Source organism: Gemmatimonadota bacterium (assembly GCA_009838845.1).
Taxonomy (GTDB): domain Bacteria; phylum Latescibacterota; class UBA2968; order UBA2968; family UBA2968; genus VXRD01.
The window spans coordinates 35,060-50,124 of record VXRD01000033.1; the positions used below are offsets into that span (position 1 = coordinate 35,060).

At 51.8% G+C, this 15,065-nt stretch carries 12 protein-coding genes and 1 pseudogene; 10 read left to right on the forward strand and 3 right to left on the reverse strand.

The features are described from left to right. Positions 1-2 precede the first annotated feature (2 nt). Positions 3-692 (reverse strand): SOS response-associated peptidase, encoded by a 690-nt coding sequence (locus tag F4Y39_05160; GenBank protein ID MYC13099.1) that lies wholly within the window; start codon positions 690-692, stop codon positions 3-5. Between the two features lie 174 nt (positions 693-866). Between F4Y39_05160 and F4Y39_05165 the strand changes: the two genes are divergently transcribed. Beyond that, positions 867-1,925 (forward strand): Gfo/Idh/MocA family oxidoreductase, encoded by a 1,059-nt coding sequence (locus F4Y39_05165; GenBank protein MYC13100.1) that lies wholly within the window; start codon positions 867-869, stop codon positions 1,923-1,925. 56 nt (positions 1,926-1,981) lie between these two features. Here F4Y39_05165 and F4Y39_05170 read toward each other — a convergent pair whose 3' ends face one another. Both F4Y39_05170 and F4Y39_05175 read right to left on the reverse strand, forming a co-directional pair. Then, complete coding sequence (locus F4Y39_05170) at positions 1,982-2,290, reverse strand: hypothetical protein (protein ID MYC13101.1); 309 nt, start codon at positions 2,288-2,290, stop codon at positions 1,982-1,984. 76 nt (positions 2,291-2,366) lie between these two features. Beyond that, the gene (locus F4Y39_05175) at positions 2,367-5,060 is read right to left on the reverse strand and encodes an altronate dehydratase (GenBank protein MYC13102.1); all 2,694 of its coding nucleotides are present in this window, start codon (positions 5,058-5,060) and stop codon (positions 2,367-2,369) included. 94 nt (positions 5,061-5,154) lie between these two features. Between F4Y39_05175 and F4Y39_05180 the strand changes: the two genes are divergently transcribed. The 9 genes and pseudogenes from F4Y39_05180 to F4Y39_05220 form a co-directional block, all read left to right on the forward strand. Beyond that, positions 5,155-5,856, forward strand: coding sequence for a metal-dependent transcriptional regulator (locus tag F4Y39_05180; GenBank protein ID MYC13103.1), 702 nt, complete (start codon positions 5,155-5,157; stop codon positions 5,854-5,856). After that, positions 5,856-6,098 carry a ferrous iron transport protein A gene (locus F4Y39_05185; protein MYC13104.1) on the forward strand — a complete coding sequence of 81 codons (243 nt, stop codon included), beginning with the start codon at positions 5,856-5,858 and terminating at the stop codon, positions 6,096-6,098. The genes F4Y39_05180 and F4Y39_05185 overlap by 1 nt, the downstream gene beginning before the upstream one ends. A gap of 12 nt (positions 6,099-6,110) precedes the next feature. Continuing rightward, positions 6,111-8,285: a ferrous iron transport protein B gene (gene feoB / locus F4Y39_05190; GenBank protein ID MYC13105.1), complete on the forward strand. Its 2,175-nt coding sequence runs from the start codon at positions 6,111-6,113 to the stop codon at positions 8,283-8,285. A 322-nt stretch (positions 8,286-8,607) separates the two neighbouring features. Beyond that, positions 8,608-9,522 (forward strand): manganese transporter, encoded by a 915-nt coding sequence (locus F4Y39_05195; GenBank protein ID MYC13106.1) that lies wholly within the window; start codon positions 8,608-8,610, stop codon positions 9,520-9,522. Then, positions 9,522-10,307 carry an ABC transporter ATP-binding protein gene (locus tag F4Y39_05200; GenBank protein MYC13107.1) on the forward strand — a complete coding sequence of 262 codons (786 nt, stop codon included), beginning with the start codon at positions 9,522-9,524 and terminating at the stop codon, positions 10,305-10,307. Before F4Y39_05195 ends, F4Y39_05200 begins: the two co-directional genes overlap by 1 nt. Continuing rightward, positions 10,282-11,595: an iron chelate uptake ABC transporter family permease subunit gene (locus F4Y39_05205; GenBank protein MYC13108.1), complete on the forward strand. Its 1,314-nt coding sequence runs from the start codon at positions 10,282-10,284 to the stop codon at positions 11,593-11,595. Before F4Y39_05200 ends, F4Y39_05205 begins: the two co-directional genes overlap by 26 nt. Continuing rightward, positions 11,588-12,481: pseudogene (locus tag F4Y39_05210) on the forward strand (metal ABC transporter permease). Before F4Y39_05205 ends, F4Y39_05210 begins: the two are co-directional and overlap by 8 nt. Before the next feature lie 444 nt (positions 12,482-12,925). Continuing rightward, positions 12,926-13,603, forward strand: coding sequence for a metal-dependent transcriptional regulator (locus tag F4Y39_05215; GenBank protein ID MYC13109.1), 678 nt, complete (start codon positions 12,926-12,928; stop codon positions 13,601-13,603). Beyond that, the coding region (locus tag F4Y39_05220) for a hypothetical protein (GenBank protein MYC13110.1) at positions 13,575-15,065 on the forward strand (1,491 nt) is incomplete at its 3' end. The genes F4Y39_05215 and F4Y39_05220, both read left to right, overlap by 29 nt.

Here is a 15,065-nt window from a genome sequence, read left to right on the forward strand (position 1 = left end):
GATCAAAACAATGCGCCCTGTTCGGGCGATTGCGCGGGTTTCAGGCAGTCGGGAGTGTCATTCCTCGGATTATTGACAAGGGTGGAAACGGGATGTGCGCTCATCTCCTGGGCGGAATAGGGAATGAGGAGTTCCTGGAGGTCCGTTCTTTCTTCTGGATCGAGCCAGAGGTCATACACATCATCCGGTAGAATGACGGGCATGCGGTTGTGAATTGGAGCCATCAGGTCGTTGGGTTCGGTTGTGATAATCGTACAGGATTGGATGCGTTGTCCTTCGGGCGAATGCCACGATTCCCAGAGGCCAGCAAAGGCAAAGGGGATACCGGATTTGAGCGCGATGTACATAGGGGTTTTGGTTCTGCCGTCGGGATTGCGTTGCCATTCGTAAAATCCCGTTGTGGGAATCAGACACCTCCGTCTTTTGAAGGCCGTGCGAAATGAGGGTTTTTCCGCAAGGGTTTCTCCCCGAGCATTGATGAGTCGGTTGCCAATTTTGTGATCTTTTGCCCACGATGGAATAAGTCCCCATTTGAAGGTGTCTGCCCGCGGCTCGGCAGTGTTGGCAATCGCCGTGATGTCCTGGCCCGGTGCGATATTGTATCGCAAGGGTATCTCGTTGGGAAAAACAATCTGTGGAAATGCAAGCTGGTTTTCATCGTTTTGGGCAGCATAAACAAATCGACCGCACATGGTGTGATTCCTCGTTCATAGTTTGTAGATTATCTCTTTAACTATGTATAGCCTGTTCTCATCAAATGTCAAGGTCTTTCCCTTAATAATTTTTGCTTGCTCGTGGACGGGTGTCTCATTACATTGGGCGGCGTTTTGATAGATTGATTTTACATTTTTGATTGGAGGGATATTATGGCAGCAGAGCTGGGTTTTGGCGTTGTTGGACTGGGTATGGGCACGAATCACTGTCGGTCTGTCACACGGGCCGAAGGTGCGAAGTTGGTGGCCGTATGCGATTTAGATGAGGAGCGTTTGGGACCGACGGCTGAGGAATACGGGTGCAAAGCTTATACGAGTTATGAAGAGATGCTTCAGGATGATGAGGTCCAGGTCGTCAATATTTGCGTTGAGTCTGGAAAGCACGCCGAGTTGGGTATTCAGGCTGCAGATGCGGGTAAGCACATGATCGTTGAGAAGCCCGCAGATATTACGCCTGAGCGCGTTGACCAATTAATTGGTGCGGTGAAGGATGCCGGGGTAAAGGTCGGATGTATTTTTCAAGCGCGTTTGGAACCTCTAAACAGGCGGATTAAAGATGCGGTTGATAGCGGCAAGCTGGGTAAGTTGATCGGCGTTCACGGCCATTTGCCCTGGTATCGCGCGGATAGCTATTATCAGGGCGCACATGGATCGTGGAAGGGAACGTGGGATCTCGATGGGGGAGGCTCGCTGATGAATCAGGGCGTTCACACTGTCGATTTGATTCAGTGGCTTGCAGGCGGCGTCGAGTCTGTGATGGGTATGTTTGGCGTTTTTGGGCACGATATCGAAGCAGAAGATCAGACTGTGGCGTTGTTCAAGTTTAAGAATGGCGCGATTGGCACGGTTTATACAACGACCTGCTGCTATCCAGGGCTTCCGCAACTGGTGACTATTTACGGCGAGAATGGGTCGATTATGAAAGATGCTTCGAAGCTGATTTCCTGGAAAATTCAGGGTGAGAACGAGGCAGCAGAAGAAGCGGAGATGCTGGGTTTTTACGGCGACCAGGAAGACAAACAGAAGAATATTTCAGCAGATCCGCTGGCTGTCAGTTCCGATGGGCACACGTTGATCATCGAAGACCTCGTCGGGGCGATCAATGAAGACCGCGAGCCTATGATTGGTCTTGAAAGTGCGCGCCATGCTGTGGAAATTATCACTGCGGTGTTTGAATCTGGACGCACGGGGCGGGAAGTTAAGGTGGGGTAGGGGAAGTGTGAAGTGTGAAAGAAAAAAAGCCAGATATTTTGTCTGGCTTTTTTATTTCACAGATTGTAGCCGGGAAATATCTCGCCCATCGCCGCTTTGTCCGTGCCCACGAATAGCCGATCTCCAGTGTGTATTAGTGGACGACGTATCAACCGGGGCTGTTCAGCCATGAGGCGAATCAGTTCGTCCGCTGACACTTCTTCCCGGTCGAGTTTCAATGTTCGCGCCGAAGGACTCCGCCACGAGAATATGTCGGTTGGCGGAGTGTCGCCGAGCAATTCTCGAAGCTCTTTCTCAGAGAACTCATCTTTGAAGAAATCCCTTTCCTCAAAATTCACGTCTTCCCGTGAAAGCCACGCTTTCACCTTGCGGCAGGTGCTTCATCTGTTCCAGGTGTAAAAGCTGATTTTAGACATTGATATCTCCTGTATGTTCCATTATTTACATCGAGACGCCCAGAAGTCCTCGGGTGAATTGGAAGTCTGTGTTACCTGTGGGGGGCGTTTTAGGCGTGTATTGACGAGAGGCGATGGAGATGATCTGGCGCAAGAGAGCGTCGGCGTTGTGTTTGGGTTCGGTGTAGAAGATGAGGTCAAAGTCATCGCCGTAGGAGTTAGTGACGCGCTCTTCAGCCGTTGTTTGAAGCATGGGGGTCAGGGGATGCCCCTGCAAGGGGTGATCGCCCGAGTAGGCGACGATGAGGTGGACGCCCGTGCCGCCCAATCCCGTGAGGGTTTCGACCCAGTGGTCGGTCTGGCTGTCCATGATGTGATAGCCCGGTTGGGTGGGATTTTGCCCGTGTGCAAGAGTGGATACAGGTGGCGTGTCGCCCAGAACTTCGGATAGATATATAGGATGAGACAGAAAACTTGCATTGTCGGGTACAATGAGCGTGGCACCTGTGCCGATCAAGGATTGGGATAGAATGGCGAGTGATTGCGCGGCTATATCGGAAATAGAACCAGAAGCGTGAAGACCGATTTGAAGTGCGGACAGGCTGGCGGGAGTGATTTTAGGGGGAGGCGTCTGCGAGAACTGGTCGAGAAAATAGGCTTCGACCTTGTCGAGAACGGCCTCGATACCGCCGTCGAGTTGTACACTTGCCCATCCAAACGCATCGGGGCTGATTCCTCTGTCGTCCAGTGCGTGTCGAATATAGTCGTTGTGGGTCTTTTCACAGCCGTGTTCCAATAACAGGCAGGTGTGTACGAGGGGGTGAGTAAGGTAGCCGAGCATAGTGCGCGTGTAGAGGCGTTCGGTGGCTTCTCCCGATACGCCGCATCCTTCGGTGTGAGGGAGGGCGACAAAGCGCGAGATGCCCTTATCGTGGCCCAGACCCTTTTCTGTGAGACGTTTTGCCGCCATCAGCGCAATTTGTCCAGAACACAGGCTGGTGGGTAGAATCAGGCCCAGGCGGTCGGTTGTAAATCCATCTCGGGTGCGAATGGCTTCAAAGCTGTGTTCGTCGGCGTCCAATACCTGAATAGCGAGTGGCACGCCCCGGGGTTCGGGGCGGTTCTTGAGGTCGGGCAGGTGATCTGTTGAGGTCTGTCGCCATGTGCGCCATATCGAGACTTGTGCGTGTGCGGCTTTTTCGCCTTTGCTGCGTTCTCCCGAGGCGATTTTGCAGGTCAGGTCAAACATATCGCTGCCGAGGTCGTCCATGGAGGTACCGTCCAGATATGCACCCGCGTTGACATCCATATCTTTACTGAGTAGATGATAGCGTTCGGATGTGGTGACGATCTTGATGGTGGGTACAAAGGGGAAGTTTGTGATTGAGCCATTGCCCGTGATAAAGAAGATCATGTTACATCCGGAAGCTACTTGTCCGGCAATACTTTCGAGATCATTGCCAGGGCTGTCCATGAAATAGTACCCTGGGTCGGTCATCGGTGCCGCGTAATCAATGACAGAATCGAGACGGACATCCGGGTGACGCTTCATGGCCGCGCCAATTGATTTGAGGACGATGTTGTAGAGGCCGCGAAATTTGTTGCCACCAGAAGGGTTACCTTCTGCCGTTGTTCCGTGCCAGGCCGCGAGGGTTTTATAGGCTTCCACTTTGTCGAGAAAGCGTTGGGCGACATCGTAAGATGAGACATTTTGGAGGACATAGGACTCTGCACCGATGAGTTCGTCGGTTTCTGCGAGGTTGGCCGAGCCGCCGTGGCGAATGATTTCTCTTGCCACCCACGAAGCTAATGGATTGCCAGAGATGCCCGAGAATGCGTCTGAGCCACCGCATTGCAGTGCGATTTTGATGTGCGATAGGGGTTCGGGTGCGCGGACCATTGTCTGGACTTGCGGCAGCCATTTGGCAATGATGTTTTCGCCTTGTTTTAGCGCGTTTTCAAAGCTGCCTTCAAGCGTGAGAAAGTGGTGCAGGACATGGTCGATAGGATAGTTATTTTGCGCGAGAAATTCCCGTAGGTGCTGATTGGTGATGGCTTCGTGACCATAGTCGATCGCGAGTACCGCACCGACGTTTGGATGTACTGCAAATCCGGCGAGTGTACGCAATAAGAGGTCTTTGTTATTGGGGATTTCAGTGCCGCCGCCTTCGGTGTGGGCTACTGCAACAATGCCATCGATGTTGTGATAATCTCGTATGCGGTCTTGTAACCTCGCTTCGAGCTGTTTGGCATAACTCGCTGTACGAGAGGATGTTCCCAGTATAACAATATTATTTCGCGTGCCTACGCCTCGACCTCCCGGTCTTTTGTAACCCTGAAAAGTACCGCACTGATCATAGTGCTTGACTTGCTCGCCTGCCTCAAAAGTGGTGATCTGGTATGGAACAATGCGATCTTCAAAGTTGGGCATGTCTGGCAGTTCAAAGTCGAGATCGCGGAGTTTAAGGGCGCCAAGGATTTCCGGGTTGCAGGCATAATCTCCGGGATAGATATGGCGCGTTGCAATGCCAAAGGGCAAGCCCCACGAGAGGAGGGGGTCGCCGGGCGCGATGGGTTGGATGGCAAAGCGATGGCCTTCGAGGATGGTGTGCCGAAGCGCGAAGGTGCGATCTGAATGGATAATCTGCGTGCCTCCGTCCAGTTTTCGGGTTGCAATGCCGACGTTGTCTCCTGGAAGAGGGAGACGACCGATTTCAGAAAACTTATAGAAATGCGTCATGTGTTGTGTCCTTTGATAAGTCGGTTTAGGGATAAGAGGTATAAGGATAAAAAAAAGAGATGTCAAGGGAGAAGGATGAAGTGTGAGGGGAGAAATGGTGGACAATTGGCCGACTCTCAGGCCAGTTCACGCGGGTGTCTTGTCTCACATCTCGCGTATTGCGTCTCACCCAAAAAATACCTTGACAGAGCGAGTGCGTTTGGTTTATGTTTCTATCAGTTGTTTTATTAGCAAAACATTGGTTAAATGGCTAAACGCACGAGGGGGCATTATGATGGCATCGGATGTATGGAAAGAATACGAGAGCAACGAGATTTCCCACAGTGTTGCCCATCATCTAACTGCCATTCACGAGTTGATGGGCGATCTGGGCTATGCGCGGGTTTCGGATGTGGCGCGTGCGCTGGAGATTACCCGGGGTAGTGCTTCGCTGACGCTCAAAGCCCTCAAGGCGCGCGGGCTGGTTGTGGAAGATCACAATAAATTTTTGAAATTATCCGAAGATGGCCGCCGCATTGTCGATTCTATTTTAGCCAAACGCGCTGTTGTTCGCAAATTTCTCAATGAGGTGCTCAAGCTCGACGAGCATCAAGCCGAAGTAGATGCGTGCAAGGTCGAGCATCTTTTAAGCGCGCAAACTGGTGGGCAATTGCTGCATTTTGTGCGCTTCTTGCTCTCCGATGATCCCACTGCGCGACAATTTCTCTCTGAATTCTGGTCCAGGTTGGATCAGGATGAAGAGTGGCAGTGGCCCGTTCAGGATGTTGATCAATTATTCAATTTGGAGTCTCAATAATGGCTTATGCAACGGATGCTGCAACCCCACTTTCAATATGGGGCCGGGGTGATGAAGGTACTATTGAAGGCATTTCAGGAGCCAATCAACTGGCGGCCCGACTGCGTGAGGTGGGTGCTATACCAGGTGTCCCGGTGCGCGTGTTGCGCGTTGGGCGCACTGTGGTCATTCAGGTGGGTAGCAGCAGATTTTGCTTGCGAAAAACCGATGCTGCATGCATCAAAGGAATGAAAGCGGCCTGATTTATTATGGCAATGAATATAGCGAATCGAGAGCGACCTTATGTGGGTCGTGCCACGGTCGCTGTGGTTGGCAATCCCAATACGGGTAAGACAACGCTTTTTAATGCTCTGACGGGGCTTTCGCAGCGCGTGGGAAATTTTCCCGGCGTTACGGTTGAGCGCAAGGTCGGACAATTGACATTGCCCAACGCGGGTGCGGTTGACCTGCTGGATTTGCCCGGTACATACAGCCTTTCAGCCAAGTCTCCAGATGAGCTTATTGCTGTTGAAGCACTGATGGGGTTGTTGGAGAGCGAGAGTACCATTCAAGCTGTGCTCGTGGTTCTCGACGCCAGCAATTTGAGGCGCAGTTTATACGTCGTATCTCAACTTCTCGAAATTGATTTGCCCCTGGTTGTTGCCCTCAATATGTTAGATGTGGCCAAAGCCAGGGGCATTGTTATTGATGCACCTGCTCTGAGCGAGCGTTTGGGCGTTCCTGTTATTCCCATACAGGCCAATAAACGCGTGGGACTTGATGAATTGAAAGAAGCCCTTTCTCGGGTTGTTGAAAAGGGCAGGGTTCCCTCGCGCAGCCCGATATCCCCGCAATCCTGGTGGGTAGAAGCCGATCAGTTGGCGCGAAAATACGAAGGTGTATCTACGGGGCTGGCGTTGCGTGTGTTGGTTGATAATCAGAACGCCTTTACATCCCATGTCGTGGAACGCTTTGGTGATGACTTTGCCGCCGACCTTCACGCGTTGCGAGCACAGATTAATGCGGATGATGCACTGGCGAATCGAGAGATCGAATGGCGCTATAGATGGATCGACGAAGTCCTCGATGATGTGTTGCGCGATCCCGAACCACTTCGCGTGACCCGTTCTGATCAACTGGATCGGATTTTGACCCATCCGCTATGGGGTAGCCTGAGTTTTGCTGTGATTATGGCCTTTGTATTTCAATCGATTTTTTCGTGGGCCGTGCCTTTAATGGATGGTATTGACGCGTTGTTTGGGACGGTCGGAGGATGGGCTTCGGGCTATCTGCCTGAAGGAGCGCTGCAAAGTATGGTGGTGGATGGGGTGATTGCCGGAGTGGGAGGCGTGGTCATTTTTTTGCCCCAGATTTGTATTCTGTTCCTCTTTATTGCCATACTGGAAGATTGTGGATATATGGCCCGCGCGGCGCTGTTGATGGATCGCCTGTTAACGCCGTGTGGTTTGTCGGGGAAGTCTTTTATTCCCCTGTTGTCGAGTTTTGCCTGTGCGATTCCGGGTGTGATGGCTACGCGGACTATCAATGACCCCAAAGATCGCATTGCCACGATGCTGGTTGCGCCGTTGATGAGTTGCTCTGCGCGTTTGCCGGTGTACGCGATTTTTATTGGGGCTTTTATTCCCGCCCGAGATGTTTGGGGGGGGATTGGGTTGCAGGGGCTTACGCTTTTCGCGCTGTACTGCGTTGGTATTGTTGTGGCTATTCCCATTGCGTGGATTTTAAAAAAGACGCTGTTGAGAGGGCAGCCCACGCCTTTTTTGCTCGAGTTGCCGTCTTACAAAATACCAGATGTGGGCACTGTTGGGATGCGTATTTATCAAAGTGCGAGGCATTTTCTCGAAAGAGCTGGCACATTGATTCTCGCCGCGACGATTGTGATGTGGGCACTGGCGTATTTCCCGAGGTCTGAAACAATTGCCGAACATTACGAGGCTGAGCGCGAGCGATTAGTTGGGGCATCGGAGGAGGTTTTGGATGATTTGCGCGCGAAAGAGGCCGGCGAGATGCTCCAGCAGAGTTTTCTGGGGCGGATGGGACATGCTGTTGAACCCGTCGTAGAGCCATTGGGATGGGATTGGCGGATTGGGATGGCGGCACTGGCATCTTTCCCTGCGAGGGAAGTAATTGTCGCTGTTCTGGGGACTATTTATAGTCTGGGAGAGGTAGATGAGGAATCGGCGTCGCTTAGAGACGCGCTTCGGTCTGCGACCTGGTCTGATGGACGAAAGGTGTTTAATATCCCGGTCGCACTGTCTATTATGGTATTTTTTGCACTGTGCGCGCAGTGCGTTTCCACCCTTGCGGTTATTCAACGCGAAACGGGGGCCTGGCGGTGGCCCGTGCTGACTTTTGTTTATATGACGGTGCTCGCCTATATCGGCGCATTTGTGACTTATCGCCTCGGAATGGCGCTCGGATGGGGGTAATGGTATGACCGACTGGCAAAATTGGATCGCGGTTGCAGTGGCACTCTGGTGTGCCTATCGCGTTATTGGTGAGGTCGTAAGGCCGTTTTTGACTTCGTCTTGTTCCGGCTGTGGCGGGGAAGCAAAGCGCGAGGGTTTGATAGAGATTGAATAATTAGGGAAATACGGAAGTTTCGTTTTGTATAAAAAACCCTTCAATCTATGGATTGAGGGTTTTTTCTTTTCTTGACCATATCCCCTGATTTTTATATTTTTAGCTCTGACTAAATTTTATTTTAGCAGCAATATAAGAATTGTTGTAGGCATATATAATGGAGGGTATATGTATAGATTTTTCATTATGGCTGGTGTTTTATTGCTGTGCGCGTGTGGCGGAGGCGAAACGCCGCCGGTTGAACAGGATAAAAAGCTGGTGGTGTGTACGACCGGAATGGTCGGCGATCTGGTGCGCCATGTTGCAGGGGATCGCGCTGAGGTGATTTCCCTGATGGGGCCTGGAATTGACCCGCATTATTACAAGGCGACGCAGGGCGATTTGCAGAAACTGTCTCGAGCGGATGTGATATTTTACAATGGTCTCTTTCTGGAAGGCAAGCTGGAAGGTATTTTTGAAAAGATGGCGCGCAGCAAGACGGTGATTCCAGTATCGCGGGATATTTCCAAAGAGAGGCTGCGGAAACCGGTTGCTGGAAAAGGGGAGCACGATCCACATATCTGGTTTGACGTCAGCATGTGGGCAGAGACCCTGTCCGTAGTTGTCCAGACGCTGAGCGGGCGTGACGCCGATGGTGCAGGTGTGTTTCGCGCCAATGCCGAGGCGTATCGCAAGCAATTGCTCGATCTCGACGCCTGGGCAAAAGCGCAGATTGGGCGCATTCCCAGCGACCAGCGCGTGTTGATTACAGCACACGACGCCTTTGGATATTTTGGTCTTGCTTACGGCATTGAAGTGCGCGGGCTTCAGGGAATTTCGACTGTGGCCGAATACGGCGTCAACGATGTGTCGCTGCTGGTAGATTTTATCGTCAAACGGCGGGTAAAAGCCATTTTTGTGGAAAGCAGTGTGCCCGAGCGTTCGATCAATGCCGTGCGCGAAGGGTGCAAGGCGCAGGGATGGAATGTTGCAATTGGTGGAACTCTGTATTCCGACGCGATGGGACCTGCGGGCAGTGGGGCCGATACGTACATCGGCATGGTAAGGTCAAATGTGAACACAATTGTCGAGGTATTAAAATAATGTTACACGCAGTTGATGAATCGGTGACGCCCATTCATATTCACGATATGACGGTGGCGTATCACAAGAAACCCGTTCTTTGGGATGTGGATCTCGCGGTGCCAGAAGGCAAACTCGTGGGGGTTGTGGGTCCAAATGGCGCGGGCAAGAGCACGATGATCAAAGCCATTATGGATCTCGTGCCCAAGGCTTCGGGGTGGGTCCGCATCTACGGCAAGCCCTATTCGCGCATGCGTCAGGCCATTGGCTATGTGCCACAACGCGAGTCAGTGGATTGGGATTTTCCCATCAATGCCTTAGATGTGGTGCTGATGGGGCGTTATGGCCACGTTGGTTGGGTGAGGCGTCCGGATAAAATTGACAGAGAACTGGCTGAGGAAGCACTTGAAAAGGTCGGTATGACCGATTTTGGGCATCGGCAGATCAATCAGCTTTCGGGGGGCCAACAACAGCGGGTTTTCTTGGCACGCGCTCTGGCTCAAGATGCACAAATTTATTTGATGGACGAACCCTTTGCCGGCGTGGATGCGGCGACCGAACGCGCCATTATAGACATTTTGATGGATTTGAGGGCGCGAAAAAAGACCATGCTGGTTGTACATCACGATTTGCACACGGTGCATCAGTATTTTGACTGGCTGGTTTTGATCAATATGCGGATCGTTGCCGCGGGAGAGACGGAAGGTGTGTTCACAGAAGATAATTTGAACAAAACTTACGGCGGACGGTTGACGGTGCTTTCCGAAGCCGCACAGGCTGTTGCCCATCACCAGCGGGGTTTATGAAGTGATTTGGGACGCGACATTTCAACTGGTTTTGCTCGGTTCGCTATTGATCGGGGCAACATCGGGCACACTGGGTGCATTTGCCGTATTGCGCCGGCGCAGCCTGTTGGGCGATGCGCTGGCACATGCAGCACTTCCGGGCGTTGCGCTGGCATTTCTGTGGTCACAGAGCAAAGCATTGCCCATTCTGCTTTTGGGAGCGACAATTTCCGGTGTGGTGGGGGTGCTTATTATCGAAGCCATTGTCTATTACACGCGCATCAAAGCAGATGCTGCGCTGGGCATTGTGCTTTCGGTCTTTTTTGGTGGGGGTATTGTGTTGCTCACGCATATTCAGCAAAGCGAGGTGGGCAATCAAAGTGGTCTGGATAAGTTTCTTTTTGGGCAGGCAGCTTCCATCGTGCGCGCTGATCTGTATGTGATGTGCATTGTGTCTGCGCTGGTTATGGTTGCGGTTTTTCTTTTTTTCAAGGAGTTTAAGGGACTCATTTTTGATCCGGAGTTTCTATCTTCACTGGGATTTTCCCAGCGTGTGGTCGATCTTTTGCTAATGGGGTTGATCGTGCTTACCGTTATGGTGGGGCTTCAGGCTGTGGGAGTTATTCTCATTGCTGCGATGTTGATTACCCCCGCTGCTGCTGCGCGGTTTTGGACAGATCGGCTGCATGTGATGGTGCTGGTGTCGGGTATTTTGGGTGCGTTATGCGGCGCGCTGGGCGTTGGTCTGAGTGCGCTGGCACCCCGAATCCCAACGGGTCCAGTGATGGTGCTGGTTGCAACGGCTGCATTTCTCGTTTCTGTGCTGATTGCCCCCAGGCGTGGAGTGCTCGCCAGGTGGGCACGGCTCAGGGCAAATGTTTTGCGGGAGAACGGTCAGCATTTTTTGCGGGCATATCTCGCGCTGCAGGTACGGGATAAGCGGGAGGTCGTGTTGGCGGACCTCGCCAATGAGCTTCAGCTGCCGCTTTACCGCGTGCGTCGAATTGCAAAGCGTCTCGGCCGTGATGGATGGGTGAACACGCATAATGGTGCGTGTTCTTTGACGGAACGGGGACACAAAGAGGCGAATTTTGTGGTAAAGTCCCATCAGCTATGGGAATATTATCTGGTTTATCGGTCTATCCTGGAGGTGGATCACGTGGATAGATCCGCCGATGAGGTCGAACACATTTTAACGCCTGAGATTATTGAACAGCTTGAACTGATTCTGGCACAAGAAGGTATAGATGTTGTTGGAGATATCCACAAAACACACAGTGGCTATCGGAGGACCGGCGAAGATGGATGAGTTTTGGGGACCATTTTGGATTGTGCTTGCAGGCGCGCTGGCCGGAGCCTCGTGCGGTTTGTTGGGTGCGTATCTCGTGTTGCGCAAGATGTCGCTTTTGGGCGATGCGCTAAGCCATGCTGTTTTGCCGGGCATTGTTATTGCGTTTCTGCTTTCGGGCAGTCGCGATGTGATTCCGATGTTTATTGGTGCTGCTATATGTGGGGTGATTGCCACTGTGTTGATTGAGACATTTCACCGCAGGTGGCGCGTGCAAGAAGATTCATCGATAGGCATTACTTTTACAGCGCTTTTCGCGCTGGGGGTTGTTTTGATCACGGCATTCGCCGGGCAGGTCGATCTAGATCAGGAATGCGTCCTTTACGGAGAGATCGCGTACACGCCCTGGGATCGCCTGTTCTGGGGAGAATGGGACTTGGGACCGCGTCCAGTCTGGATTCTCGGAACGGTCTTTGCGCTTAATATCGCGCTTGTTCTGGTGTTCTACAAAGAGCTTTTGATCGCGTCTTTCGATGCCGAGATGGCGCTTTCTGTGGGCGTGAGTGCCACGCTGGTACATTATATGCTGATGGGAGCTGTTTCTGTCACAACAGTAGCCGCATTTGAGTCCGTAGGGGCTATCCTCGTTGTGGCAATGCTGATTGTTCCCGGCGCTTCGGCTTATTTGTGGAGCGATCGGCTAAAAGTCATTTTGATGTTGTCTGCTTTGATGGGCGTTATTTCCGCAATAGCCGGATATTTTCTCGCAGGGGTTTGGAATAGCTCTATTGCCGGGGCTATGGTCGTGGTTATGGGTGTGCTGTTTGCGCTTTCCCTGATTTTTGCACCCCACTATGGGTTGTTGGGGCGATTTGTGCGGCAGGTGCGGCTCTCTCTGAGGGTTGCGCGAGATCACGTCTTGTTGAAGTTGCTTCGCGAGCGAGAATCGCAGCGCGTATCCGCGCTCAGTTGGGGCGATCTGGTCGATACGGCTGCGCGTTGGGTGTCTGGTATTGCGATTCGGTCGTTGATGTGGCAAGGGCTAATAACGCGGGAAAATGGGCATTTTTCACTGGGGGAACAGGGCGTTATACACGCGACCAGATTGCTCCGCAATCACAGACTTTGGGAGTCCTACCTGAACCAACTGGGGCTTCCGCCAGATCATGTACACGCCCCTGCTGACGCGCTGGAACACTTTACAGATGACCATTTGCGGGAAGAAATTCTGGCGGCATTGCCCAATATCGCAATTGATCCACAGGGCAAGCGCATTCCCGATGGATAGGATGTGCTTGCCTGTACGTGAGGTTTATCTTACTTTTTGTGATGGTTATTTGAGGAGATGAATATGATCAGTCAATCGTCACAGGATTATTTGAAAACGATCTACAAGCTGACACACGGGCAGAATCCCGTCGCTTCTGTGACGACTTCTCTCATTGCAGAGCACAGGGCTGTTGCTCCTGCTTCGGTCACCAATATGCTGAAGAAACTCGCCGCGATGAAGTTGGTGGAACACACGCCCTATCAGGGCGTTGTACTTACATCGACGGGAAAACGCATTGCCCTTGAGGTCCTTCGCCACCACCGTTTGCTCGAGCTATATTTGTCAGAGGTGATGGGATTTGATCTGGATAAGGTCGATGAGGAGGCGGATCGATTGGAGCATGTGATTTCTGAGGAGTTTGAAGATAAAATTGATCGAATGCTGGGGTATCCGACAGTCGATCCTCACGGTGCGCCGATTCCGCGTAAAGATGGTTCGATAGAATACGACCACTACCTGTGTTTGGCAGATATTCCCGCAGGAGAAAACGTGCTCGTCAGACAGGTAAGTGATCAAAGCGCGGAGATGTTGCGCTATATGGCGACGATGGGTATTAAACCCAATGTCGAGATCGAGGTGGTGGCGCGCGCGCCTTTTAACGGCCCGCTGGAAATCGTGGTCAATGGCGAGGCGACGTATTCACTCGGGCTTGAAGTGGCTGCACATATTTATGTTTCATCATTGGGGGAAGATGGCTGATATGGGCAGGGTTGTTCTTTTTTTGGTGGTTGTTTTATTGGCGGGCGGATCTGTGCATGCACAAGTTCCGCCCATTTTTGCGCCCGGGACCGAATTGCACGATATTTATTGCCGTGCGTGTGCCCATTTTTTTCCCGAGGTTTTGCCCGCTGATAGCGAGTTTCGGCTGGATAGAGCTATTTGTGGGACATCGGCAATAAGGGGTTTGACCGCGAATTGGGATCGATTGCCTCCCGCAGCCAAGGAGGCATTTGCGTTTCTCCAGCAGCGTCCTGTTCTGAGTCATTCAATTCTGTCTTCGGGGGGGCATTTCAAGATTCACTACAATACTGTGGGGACACACGCTGTTGCTCCAACAGATGCAAATGCCAATGGCGTTCCGGATTATGTCGATGAAGCCGCGCGCGTCTTTGAGTCGGTTTGGGATTTGCAGATCAATCAATTGGGCTATAATCCTCCTCTGTCTGATGGCGATAATGTTTACGACATTTATATCAAAAATCTCGCCGTTCAGCAGGCGTATGGTTTCACATATCCGATTGCATATACGGAATTGACGACGCCGAGTTATATGGAGATTGACAATAATTTTACGGATAATATTTATCCTGTAAATTCACGTGGATTCAACGGGTTGCGCGTGACGGCTGCACACGAGTTTTTTCACGCGATTCAATTTGGGTATTATGCCGATTTTGCCGCTGCATGGTGGCAGGAACTCACGGCGGTATGGATGGAGGATGTGGCCTATCCCGACGTGAATGATTTTTATCAGTACATGAGTTGCCCGAGCAACTTTTCGTGTTTTTACGACGATCCCGAAGCCTCATTGGACAAGTTTTCTGGTAGTCTCCATCCTTTTGGCGCGTCGATTTTTGCCCATCACATCGAGCAGGTTTACGGTGCAGATGCGATCAAGAGTGTTTGGGAGTTGCTCAAAAGACGCGATCCGAGTAGATATAGTTTGTCGCTTATTGATGATGGGATGCCATTGGGCGGATTTGCCCAGGTGATGCCGCGGTTTGCCGCGTGGAATTATTTGACTGATTTGCGCACGCGCCCCGGATATTATGTTGAGGCGCGCGATTTGCCTTCGATAAAGCATACCAATATATTCCTCGGCACAGGTGGTTCTTTTGAAGGGTCTGAGACGGTTGATCATTTGGGAGCGACGTATTTGCGCGTGGCAACTTCAAATATCGCTGGCGGGCTTCGGGGGATGTTTACACTGGATGACCGGGGACAGTGGCAGTTGCTGGTTATGCTGATTTCTCCGTCTGGTATTGAGCTATTGTGCCCGCGTGGGACAACGGTGGTGATTCCAAGAGCCAATCGCTTTGACGAGGTGGTATTTATTGTGATGGAGACATCGCTTTCGGGCGAAAGACGGCGCGTGAATTACACGGTGTCAATAGGGGGAAGTACGGCGACGGATCTCGTATGCGATGTCGATGGTGATGGG

Excerpts from the sequence above, each read along its gene's own strand:
- F4Y39_05215 (MYC13109.1), top strand. The coding sequence starts at position 12,926 with ATGATCAGTCAATCGTCACAGGATTATTTGAAAACGATCTACAAGCTG.
- F4Y39_05185 (MYC13104.1), top strand. The coding sequence starts at position 5,856 with ATGGCTTATGCAACGGATGCTGCAACCCCACTTTCAATATGGGGCCGG.
- F4Y39_05175 (MYC13102.1), bottom strand. The coding sequence starts at position 5,060 with ATGACGCATTTCTATAAGTTTTCTGAAATCGGTCGTCTCCCTCTTCCA.
- F4Y39_05160 (MYC13099.1), bottom strand. The coding sequence starts at position 692 with ATGTGCGGTCGATTTGTTTATGCTGCCCAAAACGATGAAAACCAGCTT.
- feoB (MYC13105.1), top strand. The coding sequence starts at position 6,111 with ATGAATATAGCGAATCGAGAGCGACCTTATGTGGGTCGTGCCACGGTC.
- F4Y39_05180 (MYC13103.1), top strand. The coding sequence starts at position 5,155 with ATGGTGGACAATTGGCCGACTCTCAGGCCAGTTCACGCGGGTGTCTTG.
- F4Y39_05195 (MYC13106.1), top strand. The coding sequence starts at position 8,608 with ATGTATAGATTTTTCATTATGGCTGGTGTTTTATTGCTGTGCGCGTGT.
- F4Y39_05200 (MYC13107.1), top strand. The coding sequence starts at position 9,522 with ATGTTACACGCAGTTGATGAATCGGTGACGCCCATTCATATTCACGAT.
- F4Y39_05165 (MYC13100.1), top strand. The coding sequence starts at position 867 with ATGGCAGCAGAGCTGGGTTTTGGCGTTGTTGGACTGGGTATGGGCACG.